This window comes from Flexivirga sp. (assembly GCF_035551235.1).
Taxonomy (GTDB): Bacteria; Actinomycetota; Actinomycetes; order Actinomycetales; family Dermatophilaceae; genus Flexivirga.
The window spans coordinates 121,273-139,656 of sequence record NZ_DASZNO010000030.1 but is presented as its reverse complement, the minus strand read 5'-3'; the positions used below and the strand labels follow the sequence as shown (position 1 = coordinate 139,656).

General features: G+C 68.5%; 21 protein-coding genes. 12 read left to right on the top strand and 9 right to left on the bottom strand.

Annotated elements, in window-relative coordinates; genetic code table 11:
* Positions 1-20: 20 nt before the first annotated feature.
* The 4 genes from VG502_RS10830 to VG502_RS10815 form a co-directional block, all read right to left on the bottom strand.
* The gene (locus VG502_RS10830) at positions 21-413 is read right to left on the bottom strand and encodes a (R)-mandelonitrile lyase (RefSeq protein ID WP_473964767.1); all 393 of its coding nucleotides are present in this window, start codon (positions 411-413) and stop codon (positions 21-23) included.
* 5 nt (positions 414-418) lie between these two features.
* Positions 419-1,012 (bottom strand): MmyB family transcriptional regulator, encoded by a 594-nt coding sequence (locus tag VG502_RS10825; RefSeq protein ID WP_325550056.1) that lies wholly within the window; start codon positions 1,010-1,012, stop codon positions 419-421.
* A 287-nt stretch (positions 1,013-1,299) separates the two neighbouring features.
* Complete coding sequence (locus VG502_RS10820) at positions 1,300-2,526, bottom strand: trans-sulfuration enzyme family protein (protein ID WP_325550055.1); 1,227 nt, start codon at positions 2,524-2,526, stop codon at positions 1,300-1,302.
* Positions 2,523-2,858: an antibiotic biosynthesis monooxygenase family protein gene (locus VG502_RS10815; protein WP_325550054.1), complete on the bottom strand. Its 336-nt coding sequence runs from the start codon at positions 2,856-2,858 to the stop codon at positions 2,523-2,525. Before VG502_RS10815 ends, VG502_RS10820 begins: the two co-directional genes overlap by 4 nt.
* A 105-nt stretch (positions 2,859-2,963) precedes the next feature.
* Here VG502_RS10815 and VG502_RS10810 point away from each other — a divergent pair, with 105 nt between their 5' ends.
* Positions 2,964-3,554, top strand: a complete 591-nt coding sequence (locus VG502_RS10810; protein WP_325550053.1) for a helix-turn-helix domain-containing protein — start codon at positions 2,964-2,966, stop codon at positions 3,552-3,554.
* A 21-nt stretch (positions 3,555-3,575) separates the two neighbouring features.
* On the opposite strand, the gene VG502_RS10805 is transcribed toward VG502_RS10810, so the two are convergent.
* Positions 3,576-4,199, bottom strand: coding sequence for an NADPH-dependent F420 reductase (locus tag VG502_RS10805; protein WP_325550052.1), 624 nt, complete (start codon positions 4,197-4,199; stop codon positions 3,576-3,578).
* 87 nt (positions 4,200-4,286) lie between these two features.
* Between VG502_RS10805 and VG502_RS10800 the strand changes: the two genes are divergently transcribed.
* The gene (locus tag VG502_RS10800; RefSeq protein ID WP_325550051.1) at positions 4,287-4,898 is read left to right on the top strand and encodes a TetR/AcrR family transcriptional regulator; all 612 of its coding nucleotides are present in this window, start codon (positions 4,287-4,289) and stop codon (positions 4,896-4,898) included.
* A 3-nt stretch (positions 4,899-4,901) separates the two neighbouring features.
* Here the strand turns inward: VG502_RS10800 and VG502_RS10795 are convergent, their stop codons facing one another.
* Complete coding sequence (locus VG502_RS10795) at positions 4,902-5,675, bottom strand: SCO family protein (RefSeq protein WP_325550050.1); 774 nt, start codon at positions 5,673-5,675, stop codon at positions 4,902-4,904.
* 85 nt (positions 5,676-5,760) lie between these two features.
* Between VG502_RS10795 and VG502_RS10790 the strand changes: the two genes are divergently transcribed.
* The 6 genes from VG502_RS10790 (at position 5,761) to VG502_RS10765 (ending at position 11,541) form a co-directional block, all read left to right on the top strand.
* Positions 5,761-6,324: a MarR family transcriptional regulator gene (locus VG502_RS10790; protein ID WP_325550049.1), complete on the top strand. Its 564-nt coding sequence runs from the start codon at positions 5,761-5,763 to the stop codon at positions 6,322-6,324.
* The gene (locus VG502_RS10785) at positions 6,321-8,420 is read left to right on the top strand and encodes a chloride channel protein (protein WP_325550048.1); all 2,100 of its coding nucleotides are present in this window, start codon (positions 6,321-6,323) and stop codon (positions 8,418-8,420) included. Before VG502_RS10790 ends, VG502_RS10785 begins: the two co-directional genes overlap by 4 nt.
* A gap of 193 nt (positions 8,421-8,613) precedes the next feature.
* Positions 8,614-9,066, top strand: coding sequence for a hypothetical protein (locus tag VG502_RS10780; RefSeq protein ID WP_325550047.1), 453 nt, complete (start codon positions 8,614-8,616; stop codon positions 9,064-9,066).
* A gap of 170 nt (positions 9,067-9,236) precedes the next feature.
* Positions 9,237-9,749, top strand: coding sequence for a methylated-DNA--[protein]-cysteine S-methyltransferase (locus VG502_RS10775; protein ID WP_325550046.1), 513 nt, complete (start codon positions 9,237-9,239; stop codon positions 9,747-9,749).
* Entirely contained in the window at positions 9,749-10,462 is a 714-nt protein-coding gene (locus VG502_RS10770; protein WP_325550045.1) for a 2OG-Fe(II) oxygenase, read from the top strand. Before VG502_RS10775 ends, VG502_RS10770 begins: the two co-directional genes overlap by 1 nt.
* Before the next feature lie 65 nt (positions 10,463-10,527).
* Entirely contained in the window at positions 10,528-11,541 is a 1,014-nt protein-coding gene (locus tag VG502_RS10765) for a DnaB-like helicase C-terminal domain-containing protein (protein WP_325550044.1), read from the top strand.
* Positions 11,542-11,559: 18 nt separating this feature from the next.
* On the opposite strand, the gene VG502_RS10760 is transcribed toward VG502_RS10765, so the two are convergent.
* Positions 11,560-12,012 (bottom strand): winged helix-turn-helix transcriptional regulator, encoded by a 453-nt coding sequence (locus VG502_RS10760; RefSeq protein ID WP_325550043.1) that lies wholly within the window; start codon positions 12,010-12,012, stop codon positions 11,560-11,562.
* An 87-nt stretch (positions 12,013-12,099) separates the two neighbouring features.
* Between VG502_RS10760 and VG502_RS10755 the strand changes: the two genes are divergently transcribed.
* Genes VG502_RS10755 through VG502_RS10745 form a run of 3 tightly spaced genes read left to right on the top strand, consistent with a single transcriptional unit; the run spans position 12,100 to position 13,393 of the window.
* The gene (locus VG502_RS10755; RefSeq protein WP_325550042.1) at positions 12,100-12,657 is read left to right on the top strand and encodes a dihydrofolate reductase family protein; all 558 of its coding nucleotides are present in this window, start codon (positions 12,100-12,102) and stop codon (positions 12,655-12,657) included.
* A gap of 11 nt (positions 12,658-12,668) precedes the next feature.
* Positions 12,669-13,049, top strand: a complete 381-nt coding sequence (locus VG502_RS10750; RefSeq protein WP_325550041.1) for a PPOX class F420-dependent oxidoreductase — start codon at positions 12,669-12,671, stop codon at positions 13,047-13,049.
* 5 nt (positions 13,050-13,054) lie between these two features.
* Complete coding sequence (locus tag VG502_RS10745; RefSeq protein WP_325550132.1) at positions 13,055-13,393, top strand: YciI family protein; 339 nt, start codon at positions 13,055-13,057, stop codon at positions 13,391-13,393.
* A 59-nt stretch (positions 13,394-13,452) separates the two neighbouring features.
* Here the strand turns inward: VG502_RS10745 and VG502_RS10740 are convergent, their stop codons facing one another.
* Positions 13,453-13,713 (bottom strand): type II toxin-antitoxin system Phd/YefM family antitoxin, encoded by a 261-nt coding sequence (locus tag VG502_RS10740; RefSeq protein ID WP_325550040.1) that lies wholly within the window; start codon positions 13,711-13,713, stop codon positions 13,453-13,455.
* 112 nt (positions 13,714-13,825) lie between these two features.
* Positions 13,826-14,833: a LacI family DNA-binding transcriptional regulator gene (locus VG502_RS10735; protein ID WP_414655735.1), complete on the bottom strand. Its 1,008-nt coding sequence runs from the start codon at positions 14,831-14,833 to the stop codon at positions 13,826-13,828.
* Between the two features lie 193 nt (positions 14,834-15,026).
* Between VG502_RS10735 and VG502_RS10730 the strand changes: the two genes are divergently transcribed.
* A complete protein-coding gene (locus VG502_RS10730) occupies positions 15,027-18,305 on the top strand; it encodes a GH92 family glycosyl hydrolase (RefSeq protein WP_325550038.1) in 3,279 nt (1,092 codons plus the stop codon).
* The last annotated feature ends 79 nt before the right edge of the window (positions 18,306-18,384 follow it).

Here is an 18,384-nt window from a genome sequence, read left to right as displayed (position 1 = left end):
GTGCCGGTCTGGCTTCGGCGTCAGTCGGGTTGCGCGGCGGCATACTGCTCGTCGGTGACGGGCTCGAGCCACGTCGTGCCGTCGCCGTCCTCGACACCTTCCAGCATGGCCAGGTGGCTCATCATGCAGTCGACCCCCGCGCCGTGCCAGTGTTCCTCGCCCGGTGGCGTCCACACGGTGTCCCCGGGTGTCAGCCGTATGACGGTGCCGTCGCGCGAGACCACCAGGCCCCCCACACCGTCGGTGCAGTGCAGGGTCTGCCCGAGGGCGTGCGAGTGCCAGTTGGTGCGTGCGCCCGGGGTGAACCGGACGATGCTCGCGATCAAGCGGGACGGCTCGGACTTCGCCTTGACCGGGTTGATGTAGACGTCGCCGGTGAAGAGCGTGTCCGGGCTCTTGGCTGTCTTGCTCAGTTCGGTCAGTTCCAGCAGTTGTCTCCTTCGGAAGACGGGATGCGCCGGCCTGCTGGGTCAGCGGTTTCGGTCGCGGCCAGGCTGGCCAGAAGATTCAGGCTGTCCGCCGACCGGGTGCCCGGCTCGGCGGTGTAGGCGGTGAGCACCAGGCCCGGCGCCGCCACCAATTCCATGGAGTCGTAAGCCAATTCGAGGTACCCGACCTGCGGATGGTTGAACGTCTTCACGCCGCCCTTGTGTGCTCGGACGTCGTGTGCAGCCCACCGGGTGCGGAACGCCTCGCTCTGGGTGGCGAGCTCCCCGACGAGTTCGGTGAGTGCCGGATCTCGCGCGTTGCGGCCTGCTTCGGTGCGCAGCAGCGCGACGGCGACCGACAATGCTCCGTCGTGATCGGGGTAGTAGTCGGCGGCCCGGGCATCGAGGAAGTCGAAGCGCGCGATGTTGCGACGATTGGCCGGGTTGTCCAGCACCGGGGAGTACAACGCCGCACCGAGGGCGTTGCTCGCCACGATGTCGATGTGGCCCTTCTCCAGCCGGGTGTACCACTCGGGGCTGACGCCGGCGAGTACGGCGACCTCCTCGCGCCGTAGGCCCGGCACCCGGCGACGGCCGGTGCTCGGCAGGCCGACATGCGCCGGGCTCAGCTTGGCGCGGCGGGTGACCAGGAAACCCGGCTCTGTTCACGGTTGTCGTCCACCTGCACCACGGTAGGCGCCTGCTTTCCTCGAAACAGACCACCTGCGCTCCAACGCGGAGGTCGACTTCGACATCTCCGACGCCGACATGGACACGCTGCGCGGGCGCGCCCAGGACTACGGCGACTCCAGCGCGTTCCCGGTCTACAGCGGCAAGTGACCGCGCCGAAGGCGAGCGCCCTGGTATGCCGTCAGCGTGCGGTCCCGTAGGCCGTGGTCAGTGCCGCGTCCAAGTCGTGGATGAGGTCCTCGGGCGACTCGATGCCGACGGCGAGCCGGACCAGTCCGTGCTCGCGGAAGTGCGGATCGAGAGCAGCGGCCACCTCCGGCGGGTAGTGCTCGTAGGCGACGAGCGTCTCGTCGTGACCGAGTGACACCGCGGAGGTGATGACGCGTAGGTCGTTGACGAAGCGGACCCGGCCCTGGTGGGTGCCGGCAAGAGCGAACGAGACGACCCCGCCATACCCGCCACGGAGTTGCTGCTGCGCGATCGCGTGGTGCGGGCTGTCGGCCAGTCCCGGGTAGGCGACATACGCGACGCGGGGATCGTCGTGCAGGAATCGGGCGAGCTGCTGGGCGTTGTCGCATTGGCGCTGGACGCGCAGCGGCAGCGTGATGCTGCCGCGCATGATCAGCCAGGCGTTGAACGGTGAGATGGCGCCGCCGACGTGGTGCAACGTTCCGGTGCGGATCTGCTCGATGAGCTCGGTGCCGCCGATGACTGCGCCGCCCATGGCATCACCGTGCCCGTTGAAGTACTTCGTGAGGGAGTGGATGACCAGGTCCGCGCCGAGGTCGAGCGGTCGCAGCAGCGGTGGCGGGGTGAAGGTCGAATCGACCGTGAGCTGTGCACCCGAGGCGTGGGCGATGCCGGCCAGGGCGGCGACGTCGGCGACCCGCAGGTCGGGGTTGGCGATGACCTCGGTGTGGACGAGCCGGGTGTTGGGTCGCATCGCCGTGACCACGGCGTCCAGGTCGGTGATGTCGACGAAGTCGACGTCGATGCCGAGCTTGGCCGGCAGCAGGTCCTCGAAGAGGCCCTGGGTGCGCATGTAGACGACATTCGAGACGATGGCGTGGTCGCCGGGGCCGAGCAGGGTGAAGAACGCGCCGTGCAGCGCCGCCATACCGGTGCCGAAGACGGCCGCCGCCTGCCCGTGGTCGAGGGCGGCGAGCTTGCGTTCCAGGCCGAGCTGGTTGGCGCCGTGCTCGCGCGTGTAGACCAGGCCGCTGTATGCCGGGTCGTCGATGGTGGTCGGATCCTCCGGCAGCAGATAACTGTTCGCCATCACGATGGGCGTGCGGATCGCGCCGGTCGTGTCGTCGGCACGATTGCCGCCGTGGACGAACCAGGTCGCGTCGTCCAGCGTGCCCGGGTCGTGTTTGTCGGGTCGCTGCCAGGTGCCGGGTTGGTTCATGGTGTCGTCCGATGTGTCTCGAGGGGATTGCCGGGCAGGCGGTCGTCGCCGTAGCCGGCCGTGACTTCGCTGATGACGATGCGGTAGCCGTCATACCAGCGCTCGACCTGGCCCTTGGCCTCCCGATGTCGGGGAAAGCGAGCCAGCTCGGCGACGGACTCCTTGTCCTGGAAGTAGTAGATGGCGTTGACCAGGCCGGCCTCCGGTGCGGTCCACGTCTCGGTCTTCACGAACCCGGGCAGCGCGCGGGCGTAGTCCGCGATCTGCCCGTCGAGGCGGTGGAAGTCGTCGTCGTAGGTGCCAGGCTTGAAGATGAACTGGCAGCACATCATTTGGTGGTTCCCGTCGTCGGAGCACTGGGTGGCGCGGACATCGCGATCCCGATGTCGTGACCAGAGCGTATCCTGATTGCCTCAATAGTGCATTATCATGCACCCATGGATCAAGCATCTGCGGCACTCGCTGCGGCCATCGGCGCGCGAGTGAAGCACGAACGCCAGGAGCGTCGCTGGACTCTCGATCAGCTTGCCTCCGCCGCGTCGGTCAGCAGGCGGATGCTCGTCAACATCGAGCAGGGTGCGGTGAATGCCAGCGTCGGGACGCTGCTGCGACTGTCCGATGCGCTCGGTGTGGGATTGCCCGCGCTCGTCGAGCCGCCGCAGCTCACCAGCGCGCTGCGCGTGGTGCGCGCCGGCGACGGTCCCGTGCTGTGGAGCAGCCCGGCCGGCGGGCGTGGGGTGCTGGTCGCCGGCACCGAACCACCCGACGTGGTCGAGCTGTGGGACTGGACGCTGCCGGCAGGTGACCGCTACGTCAGCGAGCCCCACGCCGACGGCACCCGGGAGCTCGCCCAGGTCATCAAGGGCACGCTGGAGATCGGGGTCGGCGATCAGCGGGTCGCCCTGAAGGCGGGCGACGGCATCACCTTCCGCGGGGACACCGAGCACAGCTACGCCAATGTCGGCCGGGGCACGGTGCGCTTCTCGCTGGCTGTTTTCGAGCCCGGCGTGGGCGCCGACCGGCGCTGACCGGCGCCAGCCAGCACGAGTTCAGCCGGTGAACTCGTCGACGCCGAGGGCGAAGTCCCAGTGACCCACCCCGTTGCCCGCGAGCGCCACGGTGACCAGGCCCATTCCCTCGAGCCAATGCGCCATCTTCAGATTACCGATATCCAACGGGCGCAACCCGATTCGCTGGATGAAGGCCGCCACACCCGCCTTCGCCTCGACGCTGTCGCCGGCGAGGAAGATGGTCGGATGGCCGGTCTCCAGCACGTTGCGGAAGACGGTGTTGAACGCCTTCACGACGCCGGCGTCGGCCGGTGCGACCTTGGCGGCCTCCTGCGCGACCGAGGTGTCCTCACCGAGGGCGAGCCCGTCCAACGTGTCGTTGAAGGGGTTGCTGATGTCGACGATGACCTTGCCCGCGAGGGCGTCGCCATACTCCGCGACGACCGGGACGACACCGGCATACAACAGCGCCGTGACGACGATGTCGCCGGTCGGGACGGCGCCCCACTTGCCCGCCGTGGTGTTGCCACCGAGCGCCGTGGCCAGGGCTTCGGCCTTGGACTGGTCGCGGCCCATGACCTCGACGGTGTCACCGCCGGCGACCGCCAGCGTGCCGATCGCGCGAGCCATGTTGCCGGTTCCGATGATGGTGATGCTGCCCATGAGCTGTGCTCTCTTTCGTGAGATGTTTGATCCTTGTCCCTCCTAAACGGGGGATACCCCGGTTAGTATTCCGCGTAGCGTTGGAGCGTGAGCCTTCCCGTCGTACCGCTCGGCCGTCCGCGCCCCCGGCGCGCGGACGCGGCACGCAACCGGGAGCACCTGATCGCCGTTGCCCGGGATGTTCTCGCCGAACGAGGCACGGCCGGAATCACGATGGACGGCCTCGCCGAGTGCGCCGGCCTGGGCAAGGGAACGGTCTTCCGGGCGTTCGGCACCAGAGCCGGGATCTTCCGCGCACTCCTCGAAGCCGACGAGACCGCGTTCCAGACCGACGTCATCCGGGGCGAGCCACCGCTGGGACCCGGCGCGGACCCCGTGCAGCGGCTGATCGAGTACGGCCGCGCGCGCAGCACCTTCCTGATGGACCACCTCGAGGTCATGCGCGCCACGGTGGAGCCGGGCGGTCGGATCGCCGCACCCGGCGTCGAATTCACCCAGGTGCATGTCCGGATGCTGCTCGTGCAGGCGGACCTGGGGATCGCGGACGTCGACAACCTCGCCATACAACTGGCGCTGGCCCTGGAGGGTCCCCTGCTGTTGGCGTCCTACACTCCGCCGCCGCCCACCGCCAAGCGCGTCGGCTCCCTGGAGGACAGCTGGCAGACCCTCATCGAGCGCCTCAGTCGGCCCGCGCGGTAGGTGTCACGACCGCAGTGACCGGAGCACGGTCTCGGCCTGGGCCTTCGTCCACGCGGTGGCCGGCGGGGACGCAAGGTTCTTGTGGCCTTCCTTGTTCATGAACGCTCGGAGCGCCTTGGGGACGGTCCCGCCGGGTGCATAGGGCGCACCCTCGAGCACGAACCGCTCGTGCCCGGTGGCGTCGATGAAGAAGACCTCGTCGGAGTGCTGGATGTCGTAGGTCAGGGGCTTTCCGGTGCGCCAGTTGTGCGGTGCGGGGCCGGGGTCGTCGGCGACCCGCTTGCGCCATACACCGAAGTAGTCCCAGAGTGCGTTGACGTTCTTCGAACTACCGGTCCACGCCTGCCAGTTCGAGGGTGGGTCGGTGAAGAGCCGGCGGTATGCCGTCAGCTGCGCCGTGGTGTCGCGAGCCGGGTCGACGGTCAGCGAGATGAAGACCGGCGGCTTGCCCTGCGCGGGATGTTCTTCGGCGCGGGCGGTCTGGACCACGGTGGCGGTGTCGATCGGGCAGGTCTCCTGGCACAACGTCATCACGTCCGAGAGCACCACGGTGCGCCCCTCGAGGTCGTCGAGACGCACTTTTCGACCATTGCTGTCGGTGAAGGTCAGGTTGCGGATGTGCCGTGGGATGGCCGAATCAAGCGGCGTGCCAATGCGATTCAGTGACGATGCCGCGGATGCACTCGGTGTGCGCGCGCCGTCGCCGGACTGGGAGGAACATCCCGCCAGCCCCAGGACGGCCACTGCCACAATGAATGCCGTGTGCAATCGATGCATTGAGCAACGGTCTCACATGCGCCTGAGCCGTTGCTGAACTCCTTGGATTCATGCATCCTGCAACAGTTGCTCTATGCTGTCCGCCATGACCGATGACCCAGCAACCGTCTCCGAGTCGATCGATGCGGAGCTGGCGGACGACGATGCCGCCAGCATGCTCGCCGGGCAGGCCGACGTCGTGGACGCGGTCCTGGCAGCGAACCGGGTTTTCGTGGCGGTCGCGGCGAGCGCGCTCGCAGGGCTCGAGCCGGAGGTGACACTGCCGCAGTTCCGTGCGTTGGTGCTGATCGACATACATCGGTCGATGACTGTTGCGCAGCTCGCCGACGCATTGGGTGTGGTGCCCTCGACCGCGACCCGGATGTGCGACCGCCTGGTGACCAAAGAACTCGTGGACCGCACGGTCGATGCCGGGAACCGTCGCCAGATGACGTTGACGCTGCGGCCGGAAGGACGCCAGTTGATCGCGCAGAGCACGCGCCAGCGCAAGCGGGAGATCAATCGGCTGCTGAAGAGCATCTCCCCGCAGCAGCAGGCCGAGCTCGCGACGTCCCTCGGCGCTCTGGTGCAGGCCGCGCACAGCAGCGATCGCACCCGCGCGTCGCGTCGGCTGCACTCCACGCCCGAGGCGGGGAGCCGCGCCCGATGACGATCGTTCAGACTCAACTGCGTTCGGTCGGCGCCACCGCCGGGGGCTGGGTGCGCCGCGCCAGCTACCTGCAGAAGTGGGTGGTGCTGGGCGCGGTCATCGGTGTCATCGCGGGTCTCGGCGCCATCGTGTTCTACCTGGCCCTGCAGGCGGCCGGGCACTTCCTGCTGGAGGGCATCGGCGGTTACGTGGTGCCCGCGCCGGCGGCCGAGGGCGGGGCGCACGGGTCGGGCCACTTCACCCGATGGTGGGCCATCCCACTGGTGGTGGCGCTCGGCGGCCTGCTGTCCGGACTGCTGGTGACCAAGCTCGCCCCCGAGGCCGAGGGGCACGGCACGGACGCAGCGATCGATGCGGTGCACCGCAACCCGCGGATGATCCGGGCCCGTGCCGTGGTCGTCAAACTGGTCACCTCCGCGCTGACCATCGGAGCCGGTGGATCGGGCGGTCGCGAAGGGCCGACGGCGCAGATCTCGGCGGGTTTCGGGTCGTTGCTCGCGCGCACGCTGGACCTGACCGCCGAGGACGGCCGGATCGCCGTCTCGATCGGGATCGGGTCGGGCATCGGTGCCATCTTCGGTGCACCACTGGGTGGGGCGGTCCTTGCGGCCGACATCGTCTACAAGGACGACTTCGAGGTCGAGGCACTCGTCCCCGGCCTGGTCACGTCGATCGTCGCCTACACCGTCTTCGGGTTCGCCGAGGGCTTCTCGCCGATGTTCGGGTATGCCGCGTCCGGTTACCACTTCGACCAGCCCGTCCAGCTGGCCTGGTTCGCCGTGATCGGGATCGTGGCCGGCCTGGTCGGACTTGCTTACAGCACAACGTTTTACGGCGTCGCCGGGGTGGTGAAGCGACTGCCCGGCAACACCATCGTCAAGCCCGCCGTCGGTGGCCTGATGGTCGGCCTGATCGCGCTGGCGATCCCGCAGGTGCTGGGCACCGGCTACGGGTGGGTGCAGATATCCCTCACCCGGGACGGCCTGCTCGGCATACCGCTGTGGATCATCCTGCTGCTGCCCTTCGCGCGCATCGCCTCCACGGCGCTGTCCATCGGATCCGGAGGATCTGGAGGCATTTTCGGCCCCGGCATGGTGATCGGCGCATTCACCGGTGCTGCCGTATGGCGGGTGCTGGAGACCTTCGCACCCGGCGTGCCGCACAGTCCCGCGCCGTTCGTGATCGTCGGCATGATGGCGTGCTTCGGCAGCATCGCACGCGCGCCGCTGGCGATCATGCTGATGGTCGCGGAGATGACCGGGAACCTCACCATCCTGGCGCCGGCGATGGTCGCGGTCGGGCTCGCCTACCTGATCGTGCGCCACTTCGACAAGACGATCTACCGGTCGCAATTGGCCAACCGCGACGAGGCTGTCGCGGCGCGGCTCAAGCAGGGGCTGCCGCTGCTCGGTCGGGTGTCGGTGGCGGACGCGCTGGCCGTTCCCCGGCTGGTGCTGCACGAGGACGACCGCCTGTCCGAAGCAGCGGATCTGCTTGCCGCGGAAGGGATTCCGGGTGCCCCCGTCGTCGACGCCCAGCAGCGCTTCCTGGGCACCGTCACCCTCCCCGAACTGCGCGAGGCGGCCGGCAAGGACCCGCGCGGCTCGCTGCGGAATACGGTCGACGCCACGGCACCGTCCGCGGACCTGTCGGCCACCCTGGACGAGGCGATCGACGCATTGCCGGCGACCGTGCACTGGCTCACCGTCCTCGACGACCAGCGCCACGTCCGCGGCATCGTCGCCTTCAGCGATATCGTCCGCGCCTACCATCGAGCGCTCCGCTCGGACGCCCGCAAGATGTCGCGGGTGGCGTCCAGTGCCGGCATCCAGGACGTGCGGGTAGGGCCGCGCTCCCCACTCGTGGGCCGGCGCCTCGACGAGCAGGTCATGCCTCCGGGGGTCATCGTCGTGTCGGTCCGGCGCGCCGACACGATGCTGCTCGGCCTCGGTGCGGTGCGCCTGGAAGCCGGCGACCTGGTCACCGTCCTCGCACCGCCGGACCACCAGAGCAGCGTCCGTTCGCTGTTCGACGGTGTCACCGTCACCGCGAGGCGGACCACGGCGGCCGATCCAGGAGAAGCTGCGGTCAGTTGATGTACCCGATGTACCCGTCGGATGGCCGGGACGCGCTCTGGCGGCTCCGGTCCGGAGAGTCGGCCGAGAGTGTGGCGCAGCGCGTGAAAGACGCTCGCACGGCCTGATTGGTGATGCCGTAAAGCGTTTTCGCAATTCCCTCTCGTGCGCAGATGTTCAGTTCTAGTCTCTGGGCACGAGAGGGAGGGACATCATGAAAGAGACACAGGTTGACCAGGACGGACGGGTCCGTTGCCCCGTCTGTGGGGGCGCTGATTTCTCCGACAAGCGCACCGGCAAGGCGAAGTTGGGGGCCGCAGGTCTCGGTGTGCTGACGCTCGGTGTGGGCGGTGCATTGGCTGCCGCTGCCGCCCCGAAGCGGCTCAAGTGCCGAGGCTGTGGGGAGAACTTGAAACGCGGCGGCGGTCCGTACAAGCCGAGGAAAGGAATGCCCGGCTATGTCGAGCCGGCCAAGCCCAGCGGCGCGGACAAGCTGGCCGCGTCCCGAGCCAAGCTCGAAGCCTCTCGCGCCGGCAGGGATCGAGCCAAGGCCGAGCGGGAGGCCCGCAGGGCGTCGCGTGGCGCTCACGAGGTCGACGAGAAGCTGGCTCGCCAGCGGCTCATGGCCGAGCGAGAGGCGGCTCGCAAGAATCAGACCGGCAGCTGAATCAAGCGACCAGAACGCTTACCCTTCGTCCGGGATTGACATCTCCGTTGGACACTTCGCGCGCTCCACCGCGCGAAGTGTCCAACGCTTCTGAGCTGTAGCCCTCGAAGCCGACCTCACGTTTGCCCGCTCCGCAGCGTCTACCCGGTGAGACGACGAAGGAGACTGCGATGCGCACCCGCCATACGACGGTGGACACCGACCTGGACCCGATCACGCTGGTCGCGACCGACGACTCGATCACCGGACTGTATTTCCGCCACCACGTCCGCCGCCCCGACACCTCCGCGCTCGGCCCGCGGATACCGGCCGCCGAGGACCCGTTGCTGACCGAGGCGGCCGGCCAACTGACCGGCTACCTGGCCGGTCGACGCGTCGAATTCGACCTGCCGCTGGCGCCGGTCGGCGACGAGTTCCAGCAGCGGGTGTGGTCGATCGTGGCCGCGATCCCTCGTGGCAGCACCACGACCTACGGCGCGATCGCCACCGAGCTCGGCGACCGGTCGCTGGCCTGGCAGGTCGGCCAGGCGGTCGGCGCCAACCCGCTCGCGATCCTCATCCCGTGCCACCGGGTCGTCGGTGCGAACGGCGCCCTGACCGGGTATGCCGGTGGGCTGCGCCGCAAGCGCGCACTGCTCGCACTGGACGAGGCCGACGCCCGCACCGCCGGCCGGCTCTTCTGATGGCCGACCGGTGGCGCGCCCGCGTCGAGCAGGCGGACTGGACGCAGGTCGGCGCCGAGCTGGACGCCTTCGGTGGAGCGCTGCTCCCCCAGCTGCTGACGCCGGACGAGACGGCCGCGATCCGTGAACTGTATGACGCGGGCGAGCTCTTCCGCTCCACGGTCGACATGGCGCGGCACCGCTTCGGATCCGGCGAATATCGTTATTTCGCAGCGCCATACCCCGAGCCGATCGAAGAGCTGAAGCACGCACTCTACCCGCGCCTACTGCCGATCGCCCGGGACTGGTGGACCCGGCTCGGCCGCCCGACCCCGTGGCCGGACACGCTCGACGAGTGGCTGCAGCTGTGCCACGACGCCGGCCAGACCAAGTCGACGGCGATCCTGCTGCGGTATGCCGCCGGTGACTGGAACGCCCTGCATCGTGACCTGTATGGCGACCTGGTCTTCCCCCTGCAGGTCGTCATCAACCTCAACTCGCCCGGCGTCGATCACACGGGTGGGGAGTTCCTGCTGGTCGAGCAACGGCCGCGGGCCCAATCACGTGGAACCGCAACGCTGTTGCCGCACGGACACGTGTACGTCTTCACCACCCGGGACCGGCCGGTGCGGTCCGCCCGGGGTTGGTCCGCGGCTCCGGTCCGGCACGGCGTCTCCGCCATACGATCCGGGAAGCGGCATACTCTCGCACTGGTCTTCCACGACGCGGCGTGATTCCGGATGGCCGTTCAATCTGCAATCAGTGGGCGGCCGGCCGGGCGATGTGCTGCACTACGGAGATGTCGCACTACGGCCCGAGGGATGCCGAACGGCTCACCTCGCTGGGCGAGCTGATCGCCGAGACCGACGCAACCCTGCGTCGTGGCGTGCCGGCCGGTGCCCGCGTGTGGCCGACCGGATTTCGCGCGCTGGACCAGGCCCTCACCGGGGGCATCCGCTCGGGCGAGCTCGCGCTGATCGGCGGCCCGCACGGCCAGGGCAAGACGACGCTCGCGATGCAGCTGGCGCGCAACGTGATCGCCTCCGGCGGGACGGCCGTCGTGTTCTCCTACGAGCACGAGGGCCACACCCTCCTCGAGCGCCTGATCTCCCTCGAAGCCGCCACCGCCACGCTCGACGGAGTGCCGGTCACCACGGTGCGGCGGGCCTTCGAGACGGCGTATGACGGGGCGCCGCTCGCCGAGTTGCTGAGCGGCCTGCCGGGCGGCCCCGAGGCGCTGGCCGCCCTGACGTCATACGGCGATCGACTGTCGATCCACGAATCCTCAGGCGCGACAACGACTTTGGCGGAGATCCAGCGGATCAGCCACGAGCTGGCGGAGTTGCAGGGGCAGCCGCCGATGATCGTGGTGGACTACCTGCAGAAGGTCCCCCTCAACGCCGGGTATGACGACCTGCAGCGCGTCGCCGCCGTGACGGAGCGACTCAAGGACACCGCTCTCGACCTGGGCGCGCCGGTCGTCGCGATCGCCGCGGCCGAGGGTGAGAGCCTGGGCGCCGGACGGCGGATGCGCGCGCACGACCTGCGGGGTTCGTCGTCGCTCGCCTATGAGGCGGACGTCGTGCTGATCATCAGCGACAAGGCCGACATCGTCTCGCGCGAGCACCTCGTCTACGACCTCGGCAACGCCGAGCGGTTCCACGCGTGGAGCGTCGTGACGCTCGAGAAGAACCGGCACGGCCGCGACCGGCTCGACCTGGAATTCGCCAAGGACTTCCAGCACGGGCGTTTCGACCCCGACGGCCGCGCGGTCAACGAGCGGCTGATCGACGACCGGGTCATCACCAGCTGACGCAGCTGTTGCCCCGTGTCAGCGCGCCGCTCCGGGACCGGGCAGCACCTCGACGTCGTCCGCGTGCATCGGCCCGCCGCAGTTGCTGCAGCGGGGGTCGACCTCGGCGATCTGGCCGCACACGCGGTGCCGGTAGAGCACCGGCGGCCCCGCCTCTCCGGCCAGCCAGTGATCGCCCCACCGCACCATGGCCATGAGCACGTCGAGCAACTCCGTGCCCTTCTCGCTGAGGTGGTACTCGAAGCGGGCCCCGCCGCCATACGGGCGTCGCTCGAGGACCTCACTGGCCACGAGGTGGTTCAGTCGTTCGGTGAGGACCTTCCGGGAGACGCCAAGGTCCGCCTGCAACTGATCGAAACGGCGGATGCCGACCCACACGTCGCGCACGATCAGGGCGGACCAGGGCTCACCGATCACGTCCCACGTGCGGGCGATCGAGCATGCCATCTCACCGAACTGTGTGCGCTGCATGAAGCCAATCTAGCACCAAGGGTTCCCTTAAGAAACTAAATGCGCTACGGTCAAATAGTCTCTTCAGGGAACTTCGAAAGGAACGTCATGAGCAAGGTCCTCGCCGCCCTGGCGGTCTCGACCGACGGCTACATCACGGGCAGGAATCCGCGCCCGGGCCACGGCCTCGGCGATGGCGGAGTGCTTTTCGATTGGTATGGCGACCCCGGCAACGCCGCCACCTACCAGCAACTCGTCGATCGCGTGGGTGCAGTCGTCACGGGACGCACGACCTACGACGACTGCGAAGGTTTCGACGGCGGCAGCCCGCACCCCACGGCACCGATGGTCGTCCTCAGTCACCGCAAACAACCTGCGGCGTATGCCGATTCGCAGCGGCAGGTCTTCGCGAGCTCGATCGAGGAAGCCATCGCACGAGGCAAGGAGCTCGCCAACGGCAAGGATGTCGGCATGCAGGGCGGCGTCACCGTCACCGCGGCGATCGAGGCCGGGCTGGTCGACGAGCTGATCCTGCATCAGGTGCCGGTCCTGCTCGGCGGCGGCCGGCCGTTCTTCCGCGAGCTCTCCACCCACATCCCGCTCACGCTCATCGACACCGTCCTCGGGGCCGGTGTCACGCACCTCCATTACCGAGTCGATCACTAAGGATTGCAACGATGTTCACGAACGACCTTCGCGCCATACTCGACGGCACGCCGATCGCCCACCTGGCGACGACGCTGCCCGACGGTGCACCGCACTCGGTCCCCGTCTGGATCGGCACCATCGGCGACCGCGTCGCGATCATGACCGGTCCCGACTCCCGCAAGGCACGCAACCTGCGCCGCGACCCCAGGGTCGCCATCTCGCTCACCCCGCCGGACGACCCCTTCTCGCCGGTGACGATTCGCGGTCGGGTCGTCCAGTGGCTGGACGGCGAGCGGGGCTGGCAGGAGGTGGACGCGATCGCCACCAAATACACCGGCGGTCCGTATGGTCGCGATGTCGAACGAGTCGTCGGCCTGATCGAGGTCGACCACGAGCAGATCGGCATGTGACGACCATGAACGCGAACGTGACCGACGAGCAGATCCAGCAGGTGGCGGTCTCCGCCAAACCCTTCAGCCTCGTGCAGCTTCGCTGGACCGCCGACCGTCATCGCGACGGCGCGGACGCGATCGAGCTCGAGCACCAGCGACGCATGGTCGGTCTTCGCGCGGACGGCGTGATCGCGATCCTGTGCCCGGTCCTTTCCGAGACCCTCGCCGGCGTCGCCGTCATGACGGTGGAGACCGAGCGGGCCGAGGAGATCATGGCCGAGGACCCATGCGTGCAGGCCGGCATGATGACCTACGAGGTCTTCGCGTGCCTCAGTTTCCCGGGCGACACCGTGCCCCGCTGAACACGGTGGTCTGATGGCGCGGGCGGACATCCAGATGCTGGCGGCCGCCGGGCCTTCGGTCACCGAAGCGGTCCCAGGTCTTCCGTCGAGCCATCGGAGATCCAGGCGTTGTCGTCGGCGAGAGTGTCTTCCGGCTGCTGGCGGTCCAGCAGTGCCAAGAGTTCGGCCTTGGGTATTCCGGCCCGCCTCCGGTGTCGCGGCTGCGTGATGAGCGCAACTGGCTCGCCGTGGACCGTGACGGTGACGTCCACGCCGTCCGCCACCTGACGCAATACGGCAGCTGTGTGGTTGCGAAGGTCGCGAGATGCAATGGTCGTCATGCGGCAAAGTCTGGCACTTTTGCCACACCCACGAGCCCCACGAGTGACGCTCGAAACAGCGATTGACGCTCCTGCTGCTGCGTCAATGGCTGTTTCGGCCGTCAGCGGCCGCTTAAGACGTCAATGGGCGCCCGGCGGCGCACGGACTGATCTCCCCGGAGCCGCGCGCGACGAGCGTGGTGGCGAGCACGATCTCCTGGACCGGACCGGACTCACCGTCGAGCCGGCGGAACAACTGCCGTGCCCCGCTGCGGCCGAGCTCGGCGGCGTCCTGGCCGACCACCGTGACCGGCGGATCCATCAGCTCGGCGAAGGCGAAGTCGTCGAACCCCACGACCGCGATCTCGTGCCGGCGACGACCGAGCGCCTCGAGGACGCCGCGGGTCAGCAGGTTGTTGCCGGCGAAGATCGCCGTCGGGGGCTCGTCCAGCGCCAGCAACTCGCGTGCCGCCTCCCGTGCATGCTCCGCGTCGTGGGCGCGTCGCACGAGTTTGCGGTCGAGCGGCAGACCCGCCGCACCGAGTGCCTCGCGATAGCCGGCGAGGCGCTGCGACCCGGTGTAGCGCACGGTGTCCCCCACGAATGCGATCCTGCGGTGCCCGGCACCGACGAGGTGGGCGATGCCGTCGCGGACGCCGGCGGCGTTGGCGAGCAACACGGTGTCGACCTGCACGCCGGCCGCGGGTCGATCCATACTCACGACCACGGTGCCGTGGTCGATCTCGTCGGCGAGATAGCCCAGCTCGGCACCGCTCGGGACGATCAACAGACCTCCCACGCGCCGGTTGCACAGCTCGTCGAGGAGCTCGCGCTCGACGGCCGGGTCGTCGCCGGAACTGCCTGTGGTCAAAAGGTATCCGCGTTCACGGGCGACATCCTCGACCGCCTTGGCGAGCGCGGACCAATAGGGGTTCGCGACGTTCTCCAGGACCAGGCCGATGCTGCGGGACCGCTGTCCCGAGCGCTTCAGGGTCGCGGCGGACTCGTTGCGCACGAAGCGCAGTTCACGGGCTGCGACGCGGACCCGCTCCGCAGTCTCGACGTGCACGCCCGACTCGCCGTTCAGTACCCTCGACACGGTCTTCAGGCTGACGCCGGCCCGGGACGCGACGTCCCGCATCGTCGGCCGCCGACCCTCCAGTGCAGCATCTGCTGGCAACGTTGTCGCCCCTTCCTCGCCCAGGACTGTATACACGACGCCCGGCTGCGCAGGAAAATTTCACCGACTCGTTAAACACCACGCCCTCCTTCCCGGGACTAGCTTGACAACGTTGTCTAACGCAGACGACGTCCACGGAGTCAAGGAGCACAGCGTGAAGATTCCCTCGTTACGGTCCCGACGCCTGGCGCGCAGCGCCGGCGCCGCGATCGGGTCGGCGGCACTCGCCTCGGCCGCCGCTCTGATCATCGTGCCGACCGCCGACGCCGCGCCCACCCTGGTGAGCGATCCGGCGTCCCTGGTCAACACCATCGTCGGCACCTCGGGTGCCGTCGACACCTTCCCCGGCCCCGCCGTGCCGTTCGGTATGACGCAGTGGAGCCCGGACACCTCACCCGACCGCCCCGCGGGCGGCGGCTACGAATACAACGACACCAAGCTGCGCGGCTTCAGCCTGACCCACATCTCGGGCCCCGGCTGCGGCGCGAGCGGCGACGTCCCGATCCTGCCGATCGTCGGCGACGTCGGCGCCGACCCGGGCGGCGCCACCACGCCATACACACACGACGGAGAGCAGGCGACGGCCGGCTTCTACCAGGTCACCAGTGGCAGCGGATCCGACTCTGTCACAACGGCACTCACGTCGACCCAGCGCGCCGCGATCGGGAAGTTCACCTTCCCGAAGTCGACGGCGGCCAACCTCGTCGTCAAGCTGAACGGCGGCGCCAGCCAGGTCGACGGCACCAGTGCCACCGTGGTCGGCAACGACGAACTCACCGGGTCGGTCACCTCCGGACACTTCTGCGGTCAGAGCAGCAGCCTGGAGCACGACTACACACTGCACTTCGACCTGAAATTCAACCAGCCGTTCACCGCCAAGAGCTACGGCACCGCGGGCGGCGGCGGACCCGCGGGCGAGGTCCTCACCTTCGACACGACGGCCGGTGCACCGGTGCTCGCCAAGGTGGGCATCTCCTACACGAACGCCGCGAACGCGGCGGGCAACCTGACCGCCGAGATCCCGAAGTGGGACTTCGACGGTGTCCGCAGCAGCGCGAGCGCCGCGTGGAACAAGCTGCTCGGCAAGATCGAGATCGGCGGCGGCACCCACACCCAGCAGACGCAGTTCTACACCGCGCTCTACCACTCGCTGTTGCACCCGAACGTCTTCAGCGACGACAACGGCCAGTACATGGGGTATGACGACAAGGTCCACCAGGCCGCGGCCGGCCACGAGCAGTACGCGAACTACTCGGGCTGGGACATCTACCGCAGCCAGGTGCAGCTCGCCGCGATGGTCGCGCCGCATGAGACGAGCGACTCGATCACCTCGATGCTGAACGACTACGACCAGACCGGGATGATGCCGAAATGGGCGCTCAACAACGGCGAAAGCTATGTGATGGTGGGCGATCCCGCCGACCCGATCATCGCCGACGCCTACGCGTTCGGCGCGCGTGACTTCGACGTCCAGCACGCGCTGAACGCCATGGTCGACGAGGCCACCCAGCCGAACAACACCCGACCCGGTCAGCACACCCGTGACGTCTACGGCTACCTGCCGTATGACGCCAGCTACGCGTGCTGCAACTTCTACGGTCCGGTGTCGACGCAGCTGGAGTACGACTCGGCCGACTACGCGATCGCGTCGTTCGCCCGTTCGCTCGGAAACAGCAGTGTTTACACGAAATTCGCGACCCGAGCGCAGGACTGGCAGAACACGTTCAACTCGGGCACCGGCTACGTCCAGGCCAAGCTCGCCAACGGCCAGTGGGTGCCCGGCTTCACCCCCGCCACCGGCACCGGCATGGTCGAGGGCACGTCCGCGCAGTACACCCCGATGGTGCCGTTCAACATCAAGACGCTGGCGACGGCGAAGGGCGGCAACGCGGCATACGGGAAGTACCTCGACAGCCTGTTCACCTCGATCGACCATCCGAGCGGCACCAACGCCGACCTGTCGAACGAGCCGAGCATCGAGATCCCGTGGGAGTACGACTACATCGGCCAGCCGTGGAAGACCCAGCAGGTCGTGAGGGAGGCACAGCAGAAGCTGTACTTCAACGCTCCCGTCGGCCAGTTCGGCAATGACGACCTGGGTGCGATGAGCTCCTGGTACGTCTGGTCGAACCTCGGCATGTACCCGGAGACCCCGGGGACCGACACGCTGGCCCTGGGCAGCCCGGTCTTCCCGATCACGGTGGTGCACCTGGCGAACGGCAGGACCACGACGATCACGGCACCCAATGCCGCGTCGGACGCGCCATACGTTCAGGGCCTGAAGCTGAACGGCGGCACATGGGACAAGCCGTGGACGACATACAGCACCTTCGGGCAGGGTACGACGCTCGCGTTCGACCTCGGCACGACGCCCGACAAGTCGTGGGGTGCGGCCGCGAAGAGCGCTCCCCCGTCCGACGGGACCGGCCAGACACCGGTCTTCGCGTCGGTCACACCGGCGAGCGCCATTGTGCAGCCTGGGAATTCGACCACCGCGAACGTCACGGTGACCAACGTCAGCGGCTCGACACAGACGATCGACTGGTCCGCCCACCCGATGAACGGCCTCACCGTGAGTCCGGCCCAGGGTTCGGTCAAGGTCAAGGCCGGCGCCACGGCGACGGCTCCGGTGAAGATCACCGCCTCGGCGAGCGCCGAGGGTCACTACTCCGTCGGCCTCGACTTCGCACTCTCGGGTGGCGGCGCACTACCGTCGTCCTCGATCGATGTCGCGGTCGCGAAACCCGGTGAGGTGTGGCCGTTCTACACGAACGCCGGCATCACGGATGACAGCAACACCAATGCCGCGACGTATGACGGTGGCGGGTGGAGCTATTCGGCCCAGGCGCTGGCTGCGGACGGGGTCACTCCCGGCTCGACCGTGACGGCCGACGGCGTCGACTACACCTGGCCGAACGTCCCGGTCGCGACCCTCGACAACATCGAGGAGGCCGGCCAGACGATCCCGTTGCAGGTGCCCTCCAGCGCGACTCGCATCGGCCTGCTCGGTTCGGCGACCAACGCCGGGTCGTCGGGAGCCGGTGGCACGGTGGTCGTCCACTACACCGACGGCAGCACGTCGACGTTCGACGCGATGTTCAGCGACTGGACGCTGGGTGGCGGGGGCGGCACCCCGGTGCCCGGCAACGTCACGGCGATCAGCACGGCATACCGCAATGCCGGCGGCAACAACCAGGACGACGTGAAGACGTTCGTCTTCAGCGTCTCGGCCCCGCTGACCGCGGGCAAGACGGTCGCGAGCATCACGCTGCCGTTGGCCAGTGGTGGTGACGCGCACGTCTTCGCGATCGGGTTCGACGGGACGACGACGGCGAGCTCGCAGTCCAAGGCCGCGGTCCGGCACGTCGCTCCGGCGCAGCCGCGCACCGTCCGGCCGGGCCACGTGGTGCCCAAGCCCAGCCCGCGCCGGTAACGGTCCGGGAAACACCGAAGGACGGGGTGGTCGCCAGTGGCGGCCACCCCGTCCGTGTATAACGACAGCAGCTAGCCTG

Coding starts and splice junctions, on each gene's coding strand:
- VG502_RS10820 (WP_325550055.1), bottom strand. CDS start 2,526: ATGAACCAACCCGGCACCTGGCAGCGACCCGACAAACACGACCCGGGC.
- VG502_RS10815 (WP_325550054.1), bottom strand. CDS start 2,858: ATGATGTGCTGCCAGTTCATCTTCAAGCCTGGCACCTACGACGACGAC.
- VG502_RS10810 (WP_325550053.1), top strand. CDS start 2,964: ATGGATCAAGCATCTGCGGCACTCGCTGCGGCCATCGGCGCGCGAGTG.
- VG502_RS10805 (WP_325550052.1), bottom strand. CDS start 4,199: ATGGGCAGCATCACCATCATCGGAACCGGCAACATGGCTCGCGCGATC.
- VG502_RS10795 (WP_325550050.1), bottom strand. CDS start 5,675: ATGCATCGATTGCACACGGCATTCATTGTGGCAGTGGCCGTCCTGGGG.
- VG502_RS10790 (WP_325550049.1), top strand. CDS start 5,761: ATGACCGATGACCCAGCAACCGTCTCCGAGTCGATCGATGCGGAGCTG.
- VG502_RS10785 (WP_325550048.1), top strand. CDS start 6,321: ATGACGATCGTTCAGACTCAACTGCGTTCGGTCGGCGCCACCGCCGGG.
- VG502_RS10780 (WP_325550047.1), top strand. CDS start 8,614: ATGAAAGAGACACAGGTTGACCAGGACGGACGGGTCCGTTGCCCCGTC.
- VG502_RS10775 (WP_325550046.1), top strand. CDS start 9,237: ATGCGCACCCGCCATACGACGGTGGACACCGACCTGGACCCGATCACG.
- VG502_RS10770 (WP_325550045.1), top strand. CDS start 9,749: ATGGCCGACCGGTGGCGCGCCCGCGTCGAGCAGGCGGACTGGACGCAG.
- VG502_RS10765 (WP_325550044.1), top strand. CDS start 10,528: ATGTCGCACTACGGCCCGAGGGATGCCGAACGGCTCACCTCGCTGGGC.
- VG502_RS10760 (WP_325550043.1), bottom strand. CDS start 12,012: ATGCAGCGCACACAGTTCGGTGAGATGGCATGCTCGATCGCCCGCACG.
- VG502_RS10755 (WP_325550042.1), top strand. CDS start 12,100: ATGAGCAAGGTCCTCGCCGCCCTGGCGGTCTCGACCGACGGCTACATC.
- VG502_RS10750 (WP_325550041.1), top strand. CDS start 12,669: ATGTTCACGAACGACCTTCGCGCCATACTCGACGGCACGCCGATCGCC.
- VG502_RS10745 (WP_325550132.1), top strand. CDS start 13,055: ATGAACGCGAACGTGACCGACGAGCAGATCCAGCAGGTGGCGGTCTCC.
- VG502_RS10740 (WP_325550040.1), bottom strand. CDS start 13,713: ATGACGACCATTGCATCTCGCGACCTTCGCAACCACACAGCTGCCGTA.
- VG502_RS10735 (WP_414655735.1), bottom strand. CDS start 14,833: ATGCGGGACGTCGCGTCCCGGGCCGGCGTCAGCCTGAAGACCGTGTCG.